This window comes from Hymenobacter sp. NBH84 (assembly GCF_014217645.1).
GTDB classification, from domain to species: Bacteria; Bacteroidota; Bacteroidia; order Cytophagales; family Hymenobacteraceae; genus Hymenobacter; species Hymenobacter profundi.
On record NZ_CP043645.1, the window covers coordinates 26,752 to 46,676 of the forward strand.

Below are 19,925 nucleotides of genomic sequence, written 5' to 3' on the forward strand. Positions count from 1 at the left end.
GTATACAGGAGCCGTTAGGAGCGAAAATATACGACCCGTTGGTTAGTCTGGCCAGCCAGGAGCCAGGGCTTTTTGCACTCGCCTACCGTATTTATGCTGCGCTACTGAATAGCGGTAGGCGTCGCGTTGAGGGCCAAAACGAGCGAAGCGCCCTACTCAATCAATTCGCATCACGTAGCCCATCCCCACAACGGTATGAATAAGCTTCGGCGTGAAGCTTCGATCAATTTTTTTTCGCAAGTAGCCAATGTATACGTCAATGATGTTAGTCGTGGTATCGAAATCCACTTCCCATACCCGCTCGGCAATGTCCACGCGCGACACGATGCGTCCCTGGTTGAGCAATAGGTGCTCCAGCAGCGAATACTCGCGGGTCGTGAGGTCAATGCGTTGCCCGGCGCGGGTCACAATCTTGGAATCTAGATTCAGCTCCAGGTCAGCCAGACGTAGGTGTTGCGGGGTACTGGTTTCGGCATAACGCTTGGTGAGGGCCCGTACCCGCAGCAGCAACTCCCGAAACGCGAAGGGCTTCACCAAGTAATCGTCGGCCCCGGCAGCAAACCCCGCTTCTTTGTCGGCCAGGCTATCCAGGGCCGTAAGCAACAGAATGGGTACCCGTTGCCGGCTGCCGCGCAGAAGCTGACATAATTCCACCCCGTTGAGGTAGGGTAGGTTGACGTCCAGCACCACAATGTCGTAGGGCTGCTGCTGGTAAAGCGACCAGCCCGAGCGTCCATCGTAGGCCACTGTTATCTCATATCCCTCGTGCTTAAACCCTTTCTTCACAAAAGAGGCTACCTGCGGGTCGTCTTCTACCAGTAAAACTTTCATATGAGGGCAAGATAATCAGTTGTAGCAGGTAAATTAGGACCTATGCAAAGCGCGAAGCAGAGTGCGTGAGTTCGCGGCGTAAATAGGTATTGAGGAGTCCCTGTTTGCGTTGATAAACGGTGGTTTCACTGAACTGTATTCTCTATAGAGAACCAAAAAATTATAACGTTTACCGAGGTCCCTTCAATAAAGGTTATAAGCTTGACTGTAGCTAAATACCAGCTGTTTTTATGGCTTCTTGGCAAAGGCACGGTATTGCTGTACGAATTCTCGAGCTTCCCGTAAATTCTCCGGATAGGGTACATAGTTCGCCGGTATTGCCACGTGCTTCGTAGGCTCCGCTACCGGGAAGATATGCTCATAGTAGAACCCCTGCTCCACTAAGTACTGTGCGGTATTCCACTTCTCGTCCTCTCGCTTTTTCGGCGGCCGAAAGCGATGTGGCAAAATAGTTAAGGCTCCGGCACAGTGGGGACACTTTAGGGGGCCAACGGCGCCGTAGGGTACATTATAGGCGTTCCGACAAGCAAAGCACACATGTTTGGCACCCATAGAAAAACAGATAGAACTGGTAGGAGAAAAATAGCGCTACTGATCAGGTAGCTCTTCTGTAGTGGGCAGCCGAACCTGACGCTTAAAGGTAGGATCGGAAACCCCAAGCGCGACAAAGTTGACTTGTGCTTGGCGTAAACTCACCTGATTAGCGCCACTCACGAAGGTGGGTTCAACCGCTTGCACCGGATCATCCTCCCAAAAGCAAACCGGGCAGATGATATATTCTCCTGTTGCGGGCTCTTGAAAGGTGTGATAGTGACAACACGGACAGGGATAACGTCCAAACTGATTAGGGGCTAACGACATCTAGTAATATTTGCACTCCTCTAAGAGCGCGCATATAACTAGCATTATGCTAATCAACTTTTCCGGGAATTTAGGTTTGTGGGTCAATACCTGTCACTATTTCTAAAGTAATACTTCGGTACCATACTCTACGGGTGCCATCTCTTATTTTAGCTGCATGAAGCTCTCTTGTTATACCTATTGGCTAAGCCTGCTGTTGCTCGCCGCGTGCACCACCGATTCTACGACTTCTACCCCTGCCCAAATGCCACCATCTGCTACGCGTGCGCAACAAGCCGTCGCGTCTCCTCCCCAGACAGTCGTGGCGTTTCTGCGTTGGTATCAGCAGCGGCATGAGCAACTCAATACCATGCCGACCGTCCCGGCTGCCAACGATGCTGATACAACGAACCCATACGCAGTTGACTTTCAGGCAGTCGATCGCTACTTGCAGTTGTTACAGCGTAGCGGTCGGGTAGCGCCCACCTACTTGCTCACGCAGCGCCGCTACTTTCAATACGCGCAGGATTCCCTCCAGGCACATCCGCAAACGGATGGTCCCCCGTCCGGCTTGGACTACGACCGCGTGCTCTTTACACAGGATGCCGAGGGACAGGTCGCCTTACTCTTACGAAGCCAGCCTACGCAGGTCAGTATGAGCCAGGATAGCGCCCAAGTGCTGTATCGCTGGCAGGAAAGTGAGATGAGCGAGGGGCCTAACCTAACCTTCAGTTTAGTCCGACATAACGGCCAGTGGTTGATCAACGCCATTCGACCTACACAGTAATAGCGCTGTTCTCAGCCTGTCGTATAAGTAAAGATTATGTTCAATAGAGCAATCTATAGGTTGGTCACTGCTACGTCCATAGATACTGACGCACCTTAATTAAGCGGATTAGCATCTGAGTATCCTCTTCGTACTGTTTCTTCGTCCAGATTGGATCTACCTGTTGCTGCCGTTCTACTGTGCTCCGTTCTTGCCACCACTGATGCAATGCTTCAAGCTCTTGCTTGGTGTGCTGGGTCGCTTCGTTTTCCTCCCACTCGGTCGCCGTGAACAAGTGTTCCTGCTCAATGCAGTTGGTTAACAACTGGAAGCAGGCGTGAAGCATCATCAAGTCATTGTCCACCCAGCTGTCACCAAGAGTGGTAATGGGTAAAAGATTACCTGGTTGCATAAGTTAACATAGGTTGCTTTTTTGATAAGACTATTAATTAGATAAAAGTAAGAAATAGGCCTATTCATCAAATCAGGTGGTTTCTGAGAAAAGTTGCTTAACGTAATGTTGCTTCTCGGACAAACCTCAGAATAGTGACGATTTTGACACCCCCTATGTGTGCTTAAATAAATAGTACTTTTTGCGGCAGTGATCTTGGTTCAGGTTTCATAGGTTAAAAGATTCCATTTGCTTTCGAATATTCTCATTAAGATCTTACACGCCCTACCCACTGCGCGAAAAGCACAGCCTGAAAACAGCGCTAGGGCACACACTGGCTGCGTGCCCTAGCGCTGCGCAGAGAGCAGTCTGTACTATTGGTTAGCGACCAAACCCATAGCGCAGACCGATTGCCCCGCAAGTCGTGACCACGCGCGGAGCCCGTATATCCATATTGACTGTGCCTTCACCAACTGCCTCTAAGCCGGAGAACAAGCGGTAACGGAAGCTCGGGCCGACGCTCAACGCTGTGTGGGTTGAGGTGGTCTAGGTTAGGCGCACAGAAACAGGACGTATATTTCCTGAGTCATGAGTGTAAAAAGCAGCAAGTCCACGCCGGATAGACGGCGCAAATACGACGACGCCTTCAAAGCCGAGGCCCTGCGCCTGGCTAGTGAGAGCCGCAGCACGCAGGCGGCCGCCCAGCAGTTGGGCATCAGTCCCAAGCTACTTTACCGCTGGCAGCAGGCCCAACTCGTGGCCGAAGTGGGCAGTGTGGAAGTGGCTCGCGACCCGGAAGTGCGCCAGCTGCGCGCCCAGCTCAAACGAGCGGAGCAGGAGTTAGATATTTTAAAAAAAGCCTTGGTCATCTTCAGCCAGCCAACGCGGTGAGTACTTATCAGTATATCGCCCAACGCCGGGCTCAGGTGCCCGTGCGCCAGCTCTGTCAGGTGCTGCGCGTGGCCCCGAGCGCGTACTATGCGTGGCAGCGGGGGCAAGTGCCGGCCCCTGAGCCCGCTTGGCAAGTAGCGGTGCGCCAGGAGTTTAAGTGGCATTCGGCGCGCTACGGTACCCGGCGCCTGCGAGCGGAGTTGCACGCCCAAGGGCACCCTGTGGGCCGCTGGCGCATCCGGCGCGTGCTGAAAGCGCACGGCTTGCGGGCCCAGCAGCCCCGCGCTTTTGTGCCCCGTACCACCGATTCCGACCCAAACGTGCGCGCCGCGCCAAATCGCTTACTGGGTCAACCAGTGCCCACGGCCCCCAACCAGGTCTGGGTGGGCGACATCACGTATCTGCCTAAACAGGGCGGCGGGTGGCTGTACCTGGCCACCTGGCTGGACCGCTACTCGCGTAAAGTCGTGGGCTGGGATGTGCGCGAGTCCATGCCCGAAGACCTGGTCAGCGAAGCGTTGCGCCGCGCCTTGGCCGTGCGCCAGCCCGCGGCGGGCTTGGTCATCCATTCCGACCAGGGCAGCCAGTACACAGCCACCAACTTCAAGGCCTTAGTAGCCCGCCACGAGGCCTTGCAGAGCATGAGTCGGCGGGGCAACTGCTACGACAACGCCCACGCCGAGTCCTTTTGGAGCCGCTTAAAAACCGAGTTGCTCGACGGCGGCCGCTTCCGCAACCTAGCAGAAGCCCGGCTGGAAATCAGTCACTATCTCGCTTATTACAACGCCGAGCGCCGCCATTCGGCCCTCGGCTACCAATCCCCCAATCACTTCGAAACCCAATTTCAAACTACGTCCCAACTCTGTGCGGCTTAGCTAGATCACCTCACTTATATCTCCGGTAATAAAGTCCGTGTTTTCTATGCAATTTCGCAGCCCTAAACATCCGCCCCTGTGTTGATTACTGATAGCTCCTACCAACTTCCCGTTGTTTATGCCCTTAAGCCAGACAAAACATTCGAGAACGGAGCGAATAAGCCACTGCTAATCCGCGGCTATAATGACCTCCTGAAATCCGAGGGCGAATACGTTATCAAATGCGTAGATGCCGAGCGCATGAAGGGAGCCGCTTTCCAGCGCGAATTGTTAGGCTGCTGGGCTGCTTGGCATGTAGGGCTATATGCCGTTGAACCGGTTGAGGTAGACATCAGCCCTGATTTTTTGGAGCTGATGAATGGTCGCGCCGAGTACGGTATGGTCAGCCGTTCGCTAGGCCGCAACTTTGGCTCTAGCTACGAGCAAGGATTTCGGGAGTTTATCACCGGCCAGCCCCTCACCGATGCCGAAAAGGAACAAGCCTATCTGATTTTCGCGTTTGATGTTTTGTTGAATAACGTTGACCGCAACGCCACCAAGCAAAACATGCTAACCAACGGGCAGCAAATCATGTTGCTTGACCATGAGTTGGGATTTTCTTTCACTCAGGTCTTTTCGTTTTTACGTTCTCCCGAACCATGGCTGCTGCAACCAAACGATGTGAGCGGCTGGATTGAAAAGCACTACTTTTTCCCGCAGCTGCGCGGCCAACAGTTCGACTTCACCACGCTAACACCTGCTCTTCAGCGCTTAGACAGTCAATTCTGGCAGGCGGCCCGGCAACATATCCCGCCCACTTGGCGCACACCGGAAATTGACGACATTGAGGCTCATATCTCTCAAGTGCTAGCACACGTATCATCCTTTACTCAAGAACTCAACCGCGTAACTCAATGAAAACGTACCAGTACCAGGTTCTGCGTTACCTGCACGACCACGTGACGGGCGAGTTCGTGAACGTCGGTCTTGTTTTCTACGAACCAGAAACCCGATTCCTACGTGCCCAGGTTATTACCAAGACCCAACGCCTGACCGGATTCTTCCCCGGCTTACCCGCTCGGCCTATCATTTCGACGCTGCGGCACTTTGCCGTTGCTATCAACCGTCGAGCTGATGCAATATCGGTCAACCCGTTATTCGAGAGCATCGAGGACCTCAATACCGTCACTTCTGTTCTCATCCGGCCAAATGACGCCGCTTGGCAACTCACACCCGTGCAGAAAGGTCTCACCATGGACCCCGAGCCCGAGCGTATCTGTCAGGAGCTATACCATCGTTTGATAGGAGAGTACTAGGAAGAGGCCGCGCCAGCTCGTACCGACGACGAGAAGGTGTGGCGGCAATCGTACAAGCAGTATTTCGACCGCTACCACGTGACCGAAAAGCTGCAGCCAAGTCAAATAGCTACCGCAAACGACCAAATTCTCTTTTCTCACACATGGCAAAACGGAGTACTGAATTGCTTGGAGCCCGTCACCTTCCAGCTCAAGAATCCGGCTCGTGCCAAAGACAAAGCCTATAAGTGGGCGGGCCGCATCACTGCCCTCAAAACGGGCGATACCCCCCTACACTTGTATTTGCTTACTGCTGCTCCCGCCAATTCTGACCTCCGCAACTCCATCGAGCAAATCATCAAGTCAGCGAGTAGTACCGATGTGCAGGTAGACTTTGTGCACGAAAACGAGGCTGAGTCCTTTGCCCGTAAGATGCAGCACAAGATGGAAGCTGCAGGCCACGAGTAACTTCTTATCTACTACCATCCAACCGACGGGCGGCTCACGAATAGTGGGCCGCCCGTCTTGTTATGGGCTAGTCGTAGTTGTAGCCATTTGTAACCAAATCGTAGCAAATCCCACTTTCCCTACCGACCTTTAAACTTGAATTACCCACCTTATTTCCTAATGTGGTTAGCTAGTTTACGATCAGGGCTTACGCATCAAACTTAGGGCGACATATTGAGGGCTAACCTTTGTCTTTTCAGACATTGTCAAGTTCTTCATGTTGGAGAGCATCAAAAAGTGTGGGGCAGTTGGGGGTGGCAGCTTCTTCGGCTACCTTGGGAAGCCGAAGCTGTCGGCAAAGACCATGACCCAACCACCTGTTGCTTCCACTCTTGAGCGCCTAGCTGGGGGCTACCAGCTAAAGATTCATCTGCTCGGCATCAGCCCGCAAATCAGCCGGCGCGTGTTGGTGCGGGGCGATACTACCCTGGCCGAGCTGCATCATATTTTCCAGGTAGCGATGGGCTGGGAGAACTGGCACCTGCACTGCTTTCACTTGTGGGGCAAGGACTACGGCCTGAGCTACGCAGGCGGCACATGGTACGCCGATGACGCCCGGCGAGTCCACTTGGGCGATTTCCCGTGGCGGGTCAATGATAAGTTCACCTATACCTATGACTTCGGTGACTACTGGCAGCACCAGGTACGGGTCGAGAAAGTGCTGCCTGCAACAGCAGTCCCCACCGGGCCGGTGTGTCTGAGTGGCCGCCGCGCCTGCCCGCCGGAAGAAGTGGGCGGCCCCCGCGGTTATGACCAGCGCACGCTCGACCAGTTCAGCTGGGCCTACGAAGCTCATGACCGTTTACTGGCCGGCGAGGATATCCGAGAGGACGACGTACCGACCTGGTTCTGGACCTATCGGCCGGAGCACTTCGATAAAGACCAGGTCAACCAGAAACTAGCCAAACTGTATCAACTAAAGGGTAATCCCGATTTTCTATTTTCGCAGGGCGGTTACGACTATTTCTTCGCGGATTTAATCTCCTGAAATTTGTATCAAGAAAACCAGATGGTTTATTTGATACAGCCCAGGTAGCTTTGCGCCATGCAACACGCGGTTATTTTCGTGCGCGTCTCCAAAAAGGAGCAGGACTACCAGCGGCAGGTGGAAGACCTGCGCGCCGTGGCCCAGAGTCAGGCCGTGCAGGTGGTGGCCGAGATTGCGGAGAAGATGAGCGGCGCCAAGCGGAATCAGGACCGGGAGGGCATTCAGCAGTTGCTGGAACTGAGCCGCCGGGGCGCCATCCAGAAAGTATTGGTGAGCGAAGTCTCGCGTTTGGGCCGTTCCACGGTAGAAGTCCTGCAAATCGTCGAGGAGTTGACGCAGCTGGGCGTCAGCATCTACGTTCAAAACTTTGGGATTGAAACGCTAAAAAACGGCAAACGTAACCCCGTCGCCCAGTTCATGTTCACGCTGCTGGCCGAATTTGCCCGCCTGGAGCGCGAGACCCTGCGCGAGCGCATCCTCTCGGGCATGGATGAAGCGCGGCGGCAAGGCGTCACGATTGGCCGCCCGGTGGGCGTGAAGGAAGACAAAGCCGTCTTTCTGAAAAAGTATGCCGCCGTCGCCCGGCAGCTGCGCGCGGGCCTGAGCGTACGTAACACGGCAAAGCTGTGCGACGTGGCCATCAACACGGTTCGTAAAGTGAAGGCCTTGCTGTAATCCTTAATCCCTTGATGCCATGAACTTCAAACTACAATTGGTGGCGTGCCTGTCGGAAGGCGAAGAGTCCCTGCTCGAAGACGTGTTCACCTAGAGCCGGGAGGACCTCAGCTTAGCCAGCGTGGGACTGACGCTGGCCGAATCGAAGGAGCTGCTGCAGCGCATTCAGCAAACGATGATTGGGCAGCAGATAGCGACGCACCTGCAGGCGCACCAGCCCAGCGGGTTGCGCAAGAAAGGCAGCTACCCGCTCCAGTTGAAAACCTTATTCGGCAACGTCACGGTCGATAGCCCGCGCTACTACTTGCCACCCACCGAGGCCGGACCGAAGACCTTCAGTCCCCTGCAGCCCCTGTTTCCGCAGCACGTGACGCCGGAGTTGCTGTACCTGGAAACCAAGTGGGCCAGCCTGATTCCCTACCAGAAAACGGCCGATTTGCTCCACGACGTGCTGCCCCTGAGTGCGAAGCTCACAGGCACGACCATCCAGCAGCACCTGCACGCCGTGGTCGAGGCGCAGGAACAGCAGCTGCCGCAGGAAGTGGCCCCTTTTCACGGCGTTTGCCAGCGCGACCGCGAGGCCTTGCCGTGCCCGCCCCGCCCGCTGGTGGTCGGCCTCGACGGCGGCTACGTCCGGCACTGGCATAAAAAAGGCTGTTTCGAGGTGATTACGGGCAAAAGCATTCCCGCCGAAGGGGCTGCCAAATGCTTCGGTTTCGTGCAGGAGGTTGATGCCAAGCCGCGCCGACGGGTGTTCGAGGTCCTGCGTTCGCAGGGGCTGCAGGCCAATCAAGCAGTGGAATTTTTCACGGACGGCGCCGCGGTTCTGCGGTCGCTGACCAGCTACCTGAGTGCGGAGTCCACCCACATCCTGGACTGGTTTCACCTGACCATGCGCCTGACGGTGCTGCAGCAGTACGCGCTGGGCGTGGTCCAGGTCGATGCGATCGGGGGCAAAGCGTTTCAGGACCGCTTGCATAGCATCAAGTGGCACCTCTGGCACGGCAGCGCCGAGCGGGCCCTGGAAAAAATATTGGACCTGGACGACCTGTTGGCCACGCACCAAGACGACCCGCTGGTGGCCAAGAAATACAGCAAATTGAAGCCATTGGCCCGGCTACTGGCTGATTTTTACACCTACGTGGAGCAGAACAGCGGCTTCATCGTAGACTACTCGGAGCGCCAGCGCTACGGCGAACGGGTGTCTACGGGCTTTGTGGAGTCGGCGGTGAACCAAGTGCTGGCCAAGCGAATGGTGAAGCGGCAGCAGATGCAGTGGACCAAAAAGGGTGCCCATCTGCTCGTGCAGGCCCGTACCAAGGTGCTCAACGAGGAATGGGAAGACTGTTTCCGACAACAGTACCCCGGTTTCCGACCACCGCCAGCGGAGCCCCTACCGATGGCCGCCTAGCCCCACTGCCCCACACTTTTTGATGCTCTCCAAGGATGCGGGGCGAGGGCGACGCGCGCACAGGCGATACTAAGCATAGGAGGGGGGAGGAAATAATAGGCTGCCTGATGATTGTCTGCCATCAGGCGGTAGCTGCGTAGTCAGTCGTGAAGTCAACGGCTTTGGGTTTGAGGAAGGCCAGCTGCAGGATGAGGGCCACCAGCACAATGCCCGCCAGCAGGGCAAAGTCGCTGCCTAAGTGGCCGGCGTCTACCGATTTGCCCAGCCAGTTGGTAACCATGGCGCCCGCAAATACGCCGGTCATATTCATCAGGCCGTACGCTGTGGCCCGGCTGTGGGCGGGCACAAACTGGCACAAAATGGGCATGTTGTTGGCGTCGAACATGCCGTAGCCCAGCCCGAAGCACAGCGCGGCCCCGATAACGCTAACCTGCGAGGAGCCGAAGCCAATGAGCATCAAGGAGGGGATGGTGAGGGCCAGGCCGATAGCGCTGGTGTAGATGCGGCCCCGCACGTTGCGCTGCACCCAGCGGTCGGAGAGCAGGCCGCCAAAAATGACGCCCAGAAACGAGGAAACGGCAATGCTGATGGTAGAAAGCGGCCCTACGCTGGCCATATCAATGTGCAGGCTGCCGGCAAATAGGGTAGGGAGCCAGTTCTTGGTGGCCCAGCCGGGCAGGCTCGGAATGGCGTAGTAGAGCAGCAGTATCCAGAACGAGAAATTGCCCAGCAGCGCCTTCACGCCGCTCAGCATCGACAGGGGCCGGGCCGGTGCGCCCTGGCCCGGCGCCGCTGCGGCGCCTACCCCCTCGCGGCGCGCTTCGCGCAGGCACAGGGCCAGCACCAGCGCGTAGCCAATGCCGGCCACGCCAAACCAGTGAAACGCCACCGGCCACGAGTAAGCCGCGGCCAACGTGGCCCCAAAACCGCCCAGCGCCTGCCCCATGTATAAGCCGGTCATGTGAATGCCGATGGCCAGCGAGCGGGTTTTGGAGGAGTGAAAATCGGCAATCAGGGCCAGGGCGGCCGGAATGTAGAGGGCCTCGCTGACGCCCATCAGGGCGCGCATCCAGTAGAGCTGATCGAAGGTGGTGGCGTAGCCCATGGCAAGTGTCACACCCGACCACACAAATAAGCTGCCCACAATCAGCCACTTACGGTTGAGGCGGTCGGCCACCAGCCCGGATAAGGGGCTCATCAGCCCGTAAATCCACAAAAAAATGGCCATCAGATGCCCAAAGTTGGTGGCCGACTGCAGCTCGTGCAGGTCAATTTGCATGGCCGGGCGCATGGTGGCCAGCATCTGCCGGTCGAGGTAGTTCAGCATGGCTACCACCCACAGCAGCCCTACCACTACCCAGGGGTAGAAGCGCGAGCGGGAAGAGAACAGGGACGATTCAGGAAGCGTACTGACTGGCATGAGCAGAGGAGGGGAATAGGGGTAGGGAGTGGCCGGCGCGGCCGGCTAGGGTAGGGCGAGCCGGAAGGTAGACAAAGGCAGGCAGGCGCTGTTAACCACGTTGGCCGTGCTGAAGGGCTGCCAGCCGTAGTACAGATACTCGCCTGCCGTGGCCCCACGCAGCCGCACCTTGCTGCCGCGAACCTGGGCCGACAGGTCGATGCGCAGACCGGTGCCGCTGCCTACCGCAAAGCCGCGCGCGGCCTGCGCATCGGCCGTGCGCAAACCGGTGCCGCTGTGGGTCAGGTGCAGCACCCAGCCATTGTGACGGCGGCGCACGCGGCCGGGCAGCGGGGCCGGCAGCAGGGGCTGGTGGTAGGTTTGGATGAGCACGACGCGGCCCAGCCGCTCACCCACGGTTTTTTTGTCCGTCGGGTGCACGTCCCAGGGGTGGCCCACGTAGCTGGTGACGGCCATGCCCACGTGCGGCAGCGCCGCCGCCAACCGCCGCTGCCCGTCCCGAAACAGCGGCCAGTACTCCGATTTGTATCCCTTTTCGGTGCCAATGGAGGAAAGCTGACACGTGTAGATGGGCAGGTCCGGCCGCTGCCAGTCGGCCCGCCACGCGGCCACCAGCTGCGGAAAGAGCTGCTCGTGCTGCTCGGTCCGCGCCTGGCTCAGCGCGTTGCTTTCACCCTGATACCACAGCACCCCCGCAATGCCCAGGCGCAGCAAGGGACGGACGGCGGCTTCGTACAGAAAGCCGGGTTTAAACGGGTGATTGTAGCCCAGCGAATCGTGCGGCAGAACGTAGCCGGCCTGCAGCAGCGCATCCAGGTTTTCGTGGCCGCGCTGTATGCACCAGGGCTCCAGCGCGGGGTTGGTGAGCCAGTTGCCGCTGAAAACGGCGTGCACGGCGGGCGTCGGCGCCGCGGGCACCGGGCGCATCCAGGCTTCGGCGGGCGTGCCGCCCACGGCCACATTAATCAGCCCAATGGGGATGCCGGTCTGCTGCTGCACCAACTGCCCCGCATAGAAGCCCACGGCCGAAAAGGCCCGCGCCGCCTCTGGGCTGGCCGCCTGCCAGTGGCCGGGGCGGTAGAACTGGGCGGGCTCCAGCTGGGCCTGCTCGGTGGCTTTGTAGGCAGGGCTGTAGGTAGTCAGGGCGGGCGGCAGGTTCAGCAGCCGTAGCAGCGGGTTGGAAAGCTGGGATAGGGTTTGCGAAGCCGCACGGTCATTAGCCAGCGGAAAGGCCATGTTCGATTGTCCCGCGCACAGCCACACGTCGCCAGTCAGCACATCGGTGAGCACGAGGCGCTCCGGTCCACTGACCACTTGCAGGGAGTCGGGGGTAGGGGAGGCGGGGCGGGCGGGCAGCGCAATGGTCCAGGTAGAATCGGGTAGCACGGTGGCGGCGCCCTGCGCCCGGCCAAAGGCAGCCCGCACCAATGCGCCCGGCTGGCCTTTGCCCCAGAGCGTTAGGGGCTGGTTGCGCTGCACCACCATGCCCGACTGCCACACCTGCCCCAGCTGCAATGTTGGCTGCTGCGCCCGCGCCGACGCGCCCGGCAACAGCAGCGCGCCCACCAGCCACAGCTTTTGAAAATCGGCTAAAAAGGAATCCTGCTTACGCATAGTCAGAGGTAGTGATAAAGCGCCATCATCCCGCCCCAAGCGGCGAACTAATGTACGCCTGGGGCGGGATAACTGCTTATTTAACAGTAAGCTGCCGGATGGCCGGCGTGCGCACGCCCGGCGATATTTCGCCCGAGGGTAGCAGCAGCTGGCGGCCCCGGCGCACCACGGGGGTCGTGACGGGGGCCGGGTAGGGAAGCGTGTCCACAACCGCCCAGCGGCGGCTACCGGGGCGAAACTCCCAGACCTCGCGCCGGAACCCCGGGTGAACGGCCTGCAGGGCGTTGCGCCGCTGCAGCAGATCGTTGTGGGCCGGGCCGGCGGGGGTGGTGGCCAGCTGCCGGTTCAGGGCCTCAATCTGCTGGAGGCGCACCCCGTCGTCGCCGCCCGGAATGAGCAGGGCGTGCGGGCCGGCCGCCGCGGCGCCGTGCGCGGCCAGTGCCACGGGCATATCCGGCAGTGCCGCCCAATGGTCCTGCGCCGGCTCGTAGCGGTAGGCGTCTTTAAACACCGTAGTGGTGCCCGCCACCGTTTCCCTACCCCCCAGCACGTACAGCGCCTCGCCCAAAGCCGCCAGCGCCGTGAAGGCCCGCGCCGGCCCCGGCAGATCGGCGCGGCGCTGCCAGCCGGTGGCCGGGTGGCGCAGGTTCAGCGCGTAGAGGCTCTTCTCCGTGCCGTGGTCCGACTCGCCCCCGAACACGTACAGCACGTCGCCCAGCACGGCCGCCGCGTGGTTGGCCAGGGCCAGCGGTAGGTTGGGCAGCGTGCCCTGCTGCACCTGCCCGGCATCGGCATCCCAGGTTAGCGTGAACACCTGGCTATGGCGGCGGTCGGCGTTGTTGCCGCCAAGGCCGATGAGCTGGTTGTGCCACCCCACGGAGGCACCGTAGGCCAAGGGCTGGGCGAGCGGCTGGGCCAGCTGCCAGCGCTGCCGGCTGCCCTTGCCGGTGAGCACGTACACGGTGGCGTGCCACACCTTTGGGCCGTTTTGCCACGGGTAGCCGTTGGGAAAGTTGGCGCCCCCGGCCACCAGCAGCGCGCCGTGGCTGACGCCCGCAAACGCCCCGGCCACGCCGGGGTTGGCCTGCCCCTGCTGCGGGGGTAGGGCGGGTAGGGAGTGGTAGTGTAGCCGGGTAGTGGGGGGGGTAGGGAGGCCCGCCCGCCCGCACCCCACCACCCCCGCCAGCCCTACCCCCAGCACAAGCCTGCGGAGCCTACGCATCAGACGGATGCAGGGAGCTGCGAGGCGTGCGCGTAAAAGTCGATTTGCTGCAAATCATCCAGAAACTCCTGGTACCGGGTTTCGCCCATGTTGGCCACGGGTAGGCGGAAGGTGCCGCAGTCCAGCCCCAGCGCGCGCATGTAAGCTTTGCCGGTGGCAATGCCGCCGTACTTCACCAATAGCTTCACAATGGCAATGGACTGGTCCTGCATGGCCTGGGCCTGGGGCAGGTCGCCGGCATCGAAGGCGGCCATCAGCTTATGGTAAACGGGCGCGGCGTAGTTGAAGGTGCTGCCCACGGCGCCCCGCGCGCCCATGGCCATGGCGGCCAGAAAAATTTCGTCCCAACCCCAGAGCAGGTCGTACTTGCCACCGGCGAAGAGCAGGCAGCGGCGGTAGTCCATCAGGTCGTTGTGGGTGTACTTGATACCCCGGAAGTTGGGCAGGCGCCCATCAATACAGGTCAGAAAGTCAATCATCGACAGGTTGGCACCCGTCAGGGCCGGAATGTGGTAGAAGTACAGCCCCACCTCGGGCACGGCCTCGCCAATACCGATGCAAAACTGCGCCAGCAGCTCCACGGTGGCCGGCTTGAAGTAGTAGGGCGCCAGCACGGCCACGGCGTCGTAGCCGCAGCGGGCGGCCTCGCGGGCCAGCAGAATGCTCTCGGCCTGGGAGGTGCCGCCCACCAGCATAATCTTTTGCAGGCCCGGCTCGCGCACCTCGCCCCAGGCCTGGAGCAGGGTCATTTTTTCGGCAAACGACAACGATACGCCCTCGCCCGTGGAGCCGCCAATGAAGGCGCCTTTCACGCCATTTTGGGCCAGCAAGCGGCCGTATTCGGGTATTGGGGCAAGGTTTAGCTCGCCGTTGGGGTGCATGGGGGTGAAGGGTGCCGCCACCAGGCCTTCTATTTTCGGAATTTGCGTCATGAGTTGCGTGTAAAAAAGGGGTATTTGCCGGAAAAGCCAGCCAGTAGTTGAGATAAAAACAATAAAGCTACAACGTGTTTAAACATCGGTGAGCGGCTGGTGCGGGCCTTGGGCCTTGCCTACCCTAGCCCCATTCCGGGCGGGAGGGGGTAGGCTGGCAAGGCCCAAGGCCCGGGCCAGCCAGCGCCTAGTAGCCCGGGGTCTGGGTCAGCTTGGGGTCGGCGTTCAGCATGCCAATGGTGATGGGCAGCAGCAGCTTGGAGGTTTGGCCGGGCGAGAGGTAGCGGGGGTTCACGGCTGCAAAAACATAGGCGTCGCCGGCCCGGCGCAGGGCCCACCAGCGCTTGCCCTCCCCTATGAACTCGCGCAGGTACTCGTCCAGAATGGCGTTCAGGTTGTTGGCCTGGCTGCTGGCCACGTAGGGCGTGTAGCCCGCGCCGTAGGCCCGCCGCCGAATGGCGTTGATGTCGGCGGCGGGGCTGTTGCCCAGCTTGGCGTTGGCCTCGGCCGAGAGCAGCAGCACATCGGCGTAGCGGTAGAGGGGAAAGTTGGTGTCGTAGAGCTGCACGCCCGCATCCACGCGGCCAATGAACTTGGTAAACAGCGTGGCTGCAATGGGGAAGTCCTTGCTGTTGCGGTACATCACCCGAAACGAGTTGGGGATGCGCGCGTCGACGGGGGTGCTGGTCAGGCGCTTAATCAGGTTTTCCGACAGCCCTACCCGGCTGGCTCCGGCTACCAGCGGATACACGCTGCTCACCGACGCGGGCGGGCCCGGCACGGGGTCGAGCACCAGCGTGCTGGCCTGGGTGGTGTTCACCAGGAAGTTGTTGTAGGTGGTCTGGGTCGCCTCGTTTTTCTCGAAGCTGAGCGAGAAGAGAATCTCGCGGTTGCCGGTTTCCTTGGTGGGGTCAAACACGTCGGCAAAGCTGTCGAGCAGGCCCAGCGCCGGGATGGTCTTTACCTCGTCGAGGGCCGTTTTGGCGGTAGCGAAATCGGCGCTACCCCCGCCCAGGTGCGTACCCGACCAGATGAACACGTCGCCCTTGAGCGTGAGCGTGGTGGCGCGGTTCCAGTACACGCGCTTGGCCGTGAAGGCATTGTTGCCGTCGAACAGGGTCAGGGACTGCTCCAGGTCGCTTTTGATGAGCTGCACCACCTCGGCCGGGGTAGCGCGGGCGGCGTACAGGTCCTGCAGGTTGCCAATGGCCGTCACGGGCTCGGTGCGCAGCGGCACCCCGCCCCAGGTGCGCAGCATGGTGTAGTAGAGGTAGGCGCGCAGGCCGTGCATTTCGGCCAGGGCGCTCTTGCGCCGGGCCTCGTCTAGGGGCGCGTTCGGAAACAGCTTGATAACCGTGTTCACGCGGTCAAGCAGGTTGTAGAAGTTGCCCCAGTTGGCGGCCGGCACATTGGTGGCGCTGATGTTGTGCGACCAATACTGGCGCAGGGTAGCATCTTCCGACTCGGTGTAGAGCCCGTCGGCCCACAAATCGGAGCGCATCTCGCCCAGGTTCACCAGCGTGCTCTGGTAGTTGCGCAGCGAGGCGTACACGCCGGTGTAGAGCGTGAGGGCCGCGTTGGCATCCGTGAGCACCAGCGCCTGGTTGAGCGAGTTTTGCGGTACCACGTCGCGGAGCTGATCCTGGCACGAAAACAGACCGGCGCTGCAAGCCAAGCCGCCGGCGATACATAGGGTTTTATAGAATGTCATACGTTGGGGGCAATTAGAGTCTGATGGTGGCGCCAAACGTGAGCGTGCGGGGTAGGGGGAAACGGCCCACGTCGTTGCCGCCTACCTCAGGCAAGGTGCCGTTGTAGTGCGTGAAATACACCAGGTTGGAGCCCGTGGCGAACACGCGCAGGTCCTGCACATGGCTGCCCGACAGGCGCGCGAGCAGCTGGGCGGGCGTTTCGAAGCTGAGCGTTAGCTCGCGCAGGGCCAGGTAGTTGCCCTTCTGCCAGAAGTTGGCCGGGGGCGTAGAGCTGCCGCCCGCGTCGGTGAAGTAGTTGCGGCCGTAGTTGGCCCAGTAGTAGCGCGGCAGCGTGGCCGTGGGGTTGTCGGGCGTCCAGGTCTGGGTCACATCCACGGGGCCGTTTTGCGAGCCCTGCACCTGCGACATCCCCCGCAGGTACATCTGGTTGGCGATGACAAAGCCCAGGGAGTAGTCGAACTGCGCAAACAGGGTGATGCCCTTCCAGCTCAGGTTCGACGAGAAGCCGCCCTGCACAGTAGGGGTAGTGCGGCCCACGTACACCAAGTCGCGGTAGTCGAGCGTGTCGTTGCTGTCCACGTCGCGCCAGCGGGCGTCGCCCAGCAGCTTGATGCGCTTGTTGGCGTAGGGTAGGTAGGAGTTGTAGAAGGTGTTGCGCTCATTGATTTCATCCTGCGTGGTATACAGGCCATCGTAGATGGGGGCATACACTTCATCCAGCCCAATGCGGCGGCCCTCCTGCAGGCCACCCACGTACACCAGCCGGTTTTGGGCGGGGTCGTAGACCTGAATGGCGTTCTGACGATTCAGATCCAGGCCGTTGTTGGGCAGCTTCACGGCGGAGTTGCGCACGTGAAAGAGGTTGGCGCTCACGGTCCAGGCCACGCCGTCGGGCTTGGTCGGGCGCAGCACGTCGGCGCGCACCTCCAGCTCAAGGCCGCGGTTGCGCAGCTGGCCGTTGTTGGTGGTGTAGGCCGTGTAGCCGGTTGATACCGGAATGGGCAGCGAGGCAATCTTGTCGTACACGTTGCGGATAAAGTAATCCGTAATCACCGTCACGCGGTTATCGAACAAGCCCAAGTCCAGACCGAAGTTGAGCGTGTTGGCGCGCTCCCACTTCAGGTTGGTGTTGGTGATGCTGCCCGCGGCAAAGCCCGGCTGCCCGTTGTAGGTGCCTACGCTGCCGTACTGCGGAATAGTGGCGTAGTCGCCCAGCGGCTCAATGCTGCCCACCTCGCCGTAGCTGACGCGAGGCTTCAGGGTAGACACAAACCGATGCACTGCGGAGCTGGAGAAGAAGTCGGTGTAGTGCACGTTCCAGCCCGCCGATACGCCGGGGAAGAAGCCGTACTGGTTGGTGGTTAGCTTGGAGGTACCGTCGTAGCGCATGTTCACCGTCAGCAGGTAGGTATTGTCGAAGGTGTAGTTGATGCGCCCGATGCCCGAGGCCAGCCGCTGCCAGCTCGAAAACGAGGAACTGGGCACGCCCACAGCCGCCGTGGAGGCCGACAGCCAGGGGATAAAGTCGGTGGCGGCCAGGTTGGCGGCGGCGCTGTAGTTGTAGGCGCGCACCTCGTAGAACTCGCCCCCGCCCAGCACCGATAGGTTGTGCTTGCCGAGCGTTTTATCGTACTGCAAAAAGCCGTTGTAGGTATACTGGCTGGCTTTTTCCAGCGCATACGACGCGTTGCGGGTGTTGATGAGGGCGCCGCCCGTGCCGTTGATATAGGCTTGGGTGAAGGCGTCGTTGGTGGTGTAGCGGTAGTAGCCCGAGGCCGAGCCCAGCGCCTTCAAACCCGGCAGAATGGTGTAAGTCAGGTTCAGTCCGCCTGAGTAGCGCTGCTCGTTGGTTTCGTTCAGAAACTTGTCGCGCAGGTAGGTAGGGTTGCCCAGGGTGCTGCCATCCACGCCCGGCAGCTGCGCGCCGGTGTTGTCGTGGGTGAGGCGCACGGTGGGCGCAATGCCCGTGAAGCGCTGCACAATGCCCCCGTTGACGCCCCCGCCACCGTCGGCGCTGAGGTAGGGTACGTTGGTTTTGGTGCTGTAGCCAGCCATGTTCAGGCTCACTACCAGGTTTTTGCCCACGTTTAGCCCGCCGTTGAAGTTCAGGTTGTAGCGCTTCAGTCGCGAGCCGATGACTACGCCCTCATCGCCCAGACTGCCTACCCCCAGCGAGAAGTTGCCCTGCTCGTTGCCCCCCGAAAAGTTCAGGTAATGCTCATTCAGCAAGCCACGCCGCAAGATCTGGTTTTCCAGCTCGCGCTGCGAGATGGAGCGGAACAGAATGCTGTCGTTTTGGTTGGGGTTGAAGGGATTAGGATCGACGAGCAGGCTGTACTGCGGGTCGTTGAGCAGCCGGCGGTTGGCCTTGCTCACCAGCTGCGTAGAGTACTTGCCGTCGGGAGCCGTCCAGGCCGAGTTCAGGCCCCAGCCCCAAGCGCCCGTCAGCTGGTTGCGGGCGTTGTTCATTTCGGCCGTGTTGCCATCGGCCTGGGCGGCGGCGTAGCGGCTGCCCAAGCCCTGGCGGTTCCAGTGAATGTAGTCGGCCGCACTCATATAAGACAGTGGGTTGCGGCGCACGTAGTTGCTGGCCGTTTTATAGCTGTAGGTGACGGAGGTGCGGCCCTTCTTTCCCTTGCGGGTGGTCACCAGAATCACGCCGTTGGAGGCGCGGGCGCCGTAGATGGCGGCCGAGGCGGCATCCTTCAGCACGTCTATCTTCTCCACATCCTCCATGTTAATGCCGTACAGCGACGGCACAATCACGCCGTCGAGCACAATCAGCGGCGAGCCAGTGCCGTTGAAGTTGGTGCCTCCGCGCAGCACAATGGTAGGGGTAGCGCCCGGCTGGCCAGTGTTTTGCTGCACCCGCAGGCCCGGCGCCGTGCCCTGCAGGGCCGTGCCCACGTTAGTGCGCGGCACCGATTTAAACACGGTGTTATCAACGCTGGAGACGGCTTGCGTCAGCGTTTGCCGGCTTTGCTGGCCGTAGCCGACCACGACCACTTCATCCAGGCTCTGGTTGCTTTCCGCCAGCCGCACGTCCAGCGTGGTCTGGTCGGCAATGATGATTTCCTGCTTGGCCATGCTCACCAGCGATACCACCACCACCTCGCCCCGGCTGACGGGTAGGGAAAACTTGCCTTCCCCGTCGGTGGCCGTGCCCCGTGCGGTACCCTTCACCACCACGTTGGCCCCCGGTAGCGGCTCGCTGGTGAGAGCATCGCGTACGGTGCCGGTGAGCGTCGTTTGGGCCCAACTACTAAGCGCCGCCAGCCAGCAAATAATAAGTATGATATATTTTCGAGAAGAAGCAGTAAAAGTGAGCATAAGCAGAGGGGAATAGAATTGAAAGAGCTTGAATGTGCGCTACCAAATATATTAAGTCAAACTTAATACTTGAAATAAAAAGAAATAATTTTTATTTACTTCTGTTTATGGCGAATATTGCCCGGCCTGCTTCCCAAGTGTGGCCTATTAACTCATACTTATTGTGGCTACTTCCCGGCTTCGTTGCCGTGGTCGTGCCGAGGGCAATGCACCCCGGCCATAGACCCCGGGCGTTTCCTGTGCTGT

General features: G+C 59.9%; 18 protein-coding genes. 9 read left to right on the plus strand and 9 right to left on the minus strand.

Annotated elements, in window-relative coordinates:
• Window positions 1-156: 156 nt before the first annotated feature.
• Together F1C16_RS20155 and F1C16_RS20160 are read right to left on the minus strand one after the other, a co-directional pair.
• Window positions 157-831 (minus strand): response regulator transcription factor, encoded by a 675-nt coding sequence (locus F1C16_RS20155; protein ID WP_185284515.1) that lies wholly within the window; start codon window positions 829-831, stop codon window positions 157-159.
• A gap of 588 nt (window positions 832-1,419) precedes the next feature.
• The gene (locus F1C16_RS20160; protein WP_185284516.1) at window positions 1,420-1,692 is read right to left on the minus strand and encodes a CPCC family cysteine-rich protein; all 273 of its coding nucleotides are present in this window, start codon (window positions 1,690-1,692) and stop codon (window positions 1,420-1,422) included.
• Window positions 1,693-1,849: 157 nt separating this feature from the next.
• On the opposite strand from F1C16_RS20160, the gene F1C16_RS20165 reads away from it, so the two are divergent.
• The gene (locus F1C16_RS20165) at window positions 1,850-2,458 is read left to right on the plus strand and encodes a DUF3828 domain-containing protein (protein WP_185284517.1); all 609 of its coding nucleotides are present in this window, start codon (window positions 1,850-1,852) and stop codon (window positions 2,456-2,458) included.
• Between the two features lie 70 nt (window positions 2,459-2,528).
• Here F1C16_RS20165 and F1C16_RS20170 read toward each other — a convergent pair whose 3' ends face one another.
• Window positions 2,529-2,849: a hypothetical protein gene (locus F1C16_RS20170; protein ID WP_185284518.1), complete on the minus strand. Its 321-nt coding sequence runs from the start codon at window positions 2,847-2,849 to the stop codon at window positions 2,529-2,531.
• A gap of 567 nt (window positions 2,850-3,416) precedes the next feature.
• Here F1C16_RS20170 and F1C16_RS20175 point away from each other — a divergent pair.
• The 8 genes from F1C16_RS20175 to F1C16_RS20210 all read left to right on the plus strand — a co-directional run bounded on the left by F1C16_RS20175 (window position 3,417) and on the right by F1C16_RS20210 (window position 9,449).
• The gene (locus tag F1C16_RS20175) at window positions 3,417-3,719 is read left to right on the plus strand and encodes a transposase (RefSeq protein WP_185284426.1); all 303 of its coding nucleotides are present in this window, start codon (window positions 3,417-3,419) and stop codon (window positions 3,717-3,719) included.
• Window positions 3,716-4,594, plus strand: a complete 879-nt coding sequence (locus tag F1C16_RS20180) for an IS3 family transposase (RefSeq protein WP_185284427.1) — start codon at window positions 3,716-3,718, stop codon at window positions 4,592-4,594. Before F1C16_RS20175 ends, F1C16_RS20180 begins: the two co-directional genes overlap by 4 nt.
• A 78-nt stretch (window positions 4,595-4,672) precedes the next feature.
• Window positions 4,673-5,491, plus strand: coding sequence for a HipA family kinase (locus tag F1C16_RS20185; RefSeq protein ID WP_185284519.1), 819 nt, complete (start codon window positions 4,673-4,675; stop codon window positions 5,489-5,491).
• Window positions 5,488-5,889 (plus strand): DUF3037 domain-containing protein, encoded by a 402-nt coding sequence (locus F1C16_RS20190; protein ID WP_185284520.1) that lies wholly within the window; start codon window positions 5,488-5,490, stop codon window positions 5,887-5,889. Before F1C16_RS20185 ends, F1C16_RS20190 begins: the two co-directional genes overlap by 4 nt.
• A 168-nt stretch (window positions 5,890-6,057) precedes the next feature.
• Window positions 6,058-6,336, plus strand: coding sequence for a hypothetical protein (locus tag F1C16_RS20195; RefSeq protein ID WP_185284521.1), 279 nt, complete (start codon window positions 6,058-6,060; stop codon window positions 6,334-6,336).
• A gap of 343 nt (window positions 6,337-6,679) precedes the next feature.
• Entirely contained in the window at window positions 6,680-7,363 is a 684-nt protein-coding gene (locus tag F1C16_RS20200) for a plasmid pRiA4b ORF-3 family protein (RefSeq protein ID WP_185284522.1), read from the plus strand.
• 57 nt (window positions 7,364-7,420) lie between these two features.
• Window positions 7,421-8,038 (plus strand): recombinase family protein, encoded by a 618-nt coding sequence (locus tag F1C16_RS20205; RefSeq protein ID WP_185284523.1) that lies wholly within the window; start codon window positions 7,421-7,423, stop codon window positions 8,036-8,038.
• A 121-nt stretch (window positions 8,039-8,159) separates the two neighbouring features.
• Window positions 8,160-9,449, plus strand: coding sequence for an ISKra4 family transposase (locus tag F1C16_RS20210; RefSeq protein ID WP_185284524.1), 1,290 nt, complete (start codon window positions 8,160-8,162; stop codon window positions 9,447-9,449).
• Window positions 9,450-9,570: 121 nt separating this feature from the next.
• On the opposite strand, the gene F1C16_RS20215 is transcribed toward F1C16_RS20210, so the two are convergent.
• From F1C16_RS20215 to F1C16_RS20240, 6 genes are all read right to left on the minus strand, one after another.
• The gene (locus F1C16_RS20215; protein WP_185284525.1) at window positions 9,571-10,869 is read right to left on the minus strand and encodes an MFS transporter; all 1,299 of its coding nucleotides are present in this window, start codon (window positions 10,867-10,869) and stop codon (window positions 9,571-9,573) included.
• 45 nt (window positions 10,870-10,914) lie between these two features.
• A complete protein-coding gene (locus tag F1C16_RS20220; RefSeq protein WP_185284526.1) occupies window positions 10,915-12,483 on the minus strand; it encodes a sialate O-acetylesterase in 1,569 nt (522 codons plus the stop codon).
• Between the two features lie 76 nt (window positions 12,484-12,559).
• Complete coding sequence (locus F1C16_RS20225) at window positions 12,560-13,705, minus strand: galactose oxidase (RefSeq protein ID WP_185284527.1); 1,146 nt, start codon at window positions 13,703-13,705, stop codon at window positions 12,560-12,562.
• Window positions 13,705-14,637 carry a dihydrodipicolinate synthase family protein gene (locus F1C16_RS20230; RefSeq protein ID WP_185284528.1) on the minus strand — a complete coding sequence of 311 codons (933 nt, stop codon included), beginning with the start codon at window positions 14,635-14,637 and terminating at the stop codon, window positions 13,705-13,707. The genes F1C16_RS20225 and F1C16_RS20230 overlap by 1 nt, the downstream gene beginning before the upstream one ends.
• Window positions 14,638-14,824: 187 nt before the next feature.
• Complete coding sequence (locus tag F1C16_RS20235) at window positions 14,825-16,348, minus strand: RagB/SusD family nutrient uptake outer membrane protein (RefSeq protein ID WP_185284529.1); 1,524 nt, start codon at window positions 16,346-16,348, stop codon at window positions 14,825-14,827.
• 13 nt (window positions 16,349-16,361) lie between these two features.
• Complete coding sequence (locus tag F1C16_RS20240; protein ID WP_185284530.1) at window positions 16,362-19,679, minus strand: SusC/RagA family TonB-linked outer membrane protein; 3,318 nt, start codon at window positions 19,677-19,679, stop codon at window positions 16,362-16,364.
• Window positions 19,680-19,925 lie beyond the last annotated feature (246 nt).

Coding starts and splice junctions, on each gene's coding strand:
- F1C16_RS20155 (WP_185284515.1), bottom strand. CDS start 831: ATGAAAGTTTTACTGGTAGAAGACGACCCGCAGGTAGCCTCTTTTGTG.
- F1C16_RS20160 (WP_185284516.1), bottom strand. CDS start 1,692: ATGTCGTTAGCCCCTAATCAGTTTGGACGTTATCCCTGTCCGTGTTGT.
- F1C16_RS20165 (WP_185284517.1), top strand. CDS start 1,850: ATGAAGCTCTCTTGTTATACCTATTGGCTAAGCCTGCTGTTGCTCGCC.
- F1C16_RS20170 (WP_185284518.1), bottom strand. CDS start 2,849: ATGCAACCAGGTAATCTTTTACCCATTACCACTCTTGGTGACAGCTGG.
- F1C16_RS20175 (WP_185284426.1), top strand. CDS start 3,417: ATGAGTGTAAAAAGCAGCAAGTCCACGCCGGATAGACGGCGCAAATAC.
- F1C16_RS20190 (WP_185284520.1), top strand. CDS start 5,488: ATGAAAACGTACCAGTACCAGGTTCTGCGTTACCTGCACGACCACGTG.
- F1C16_RS20200 (WP_185284522.1), top strand. CDS start 6,680: ATGACCCAACCACCTGTTGCTTCCACTCTTGAGCGCCTAGCTGGGGGC.
- F1C16_RS20205 (WP_185284523.1), top strand. CDS start 7,421: ATGCAACACGCGGTTATTTTCGTGCGCGTCTCCAAAAAGGAGCAGGAC.
- F1C16_RS20215 (WP_185284525.1), bottom strand. CDS start 10,869: ATGCCAGTCAGTACGCTTCCTGAATCGTCCCTGTTCTCTTCCCGCTCG.
- F1C16_RS20220 (WP_185284526.1), bottom strand. CDS start 12,483: ATGCGTAAGCAGGATTCCTTTTTAGCCGATTTTCAAAAGCTGTGGCTG.
- F1C16_RS20225 (WP_185284527.1), bottom strand. CDS start 13,705: ATGCGTAGGCTCCGCAGGCTTGTGCTGGGGGTAGGGCTGGCGGGGGTG.
- F1C16_RS20230 (WP_185284528.1), bottom strand. CDS start 14,637: ATGACGCAAATTCCGAAAATAGAAGGCCTGGTGGCGGCACCCTTCACC.
- F1C16_RS20235 (WP_185284529.1), bottom strand. CDS start 16,348: ATGACATTCTATAAAACCCTATGTATCGCCGGCGGCTTGGCTTGCAGC.
- F1C16_RS20240 (WP_185284530.1), bottom strand. CDS start 19,679: ATGCTCACTTTTACTGCTTCTTCTCGAAAATATATCATACTTATTATT.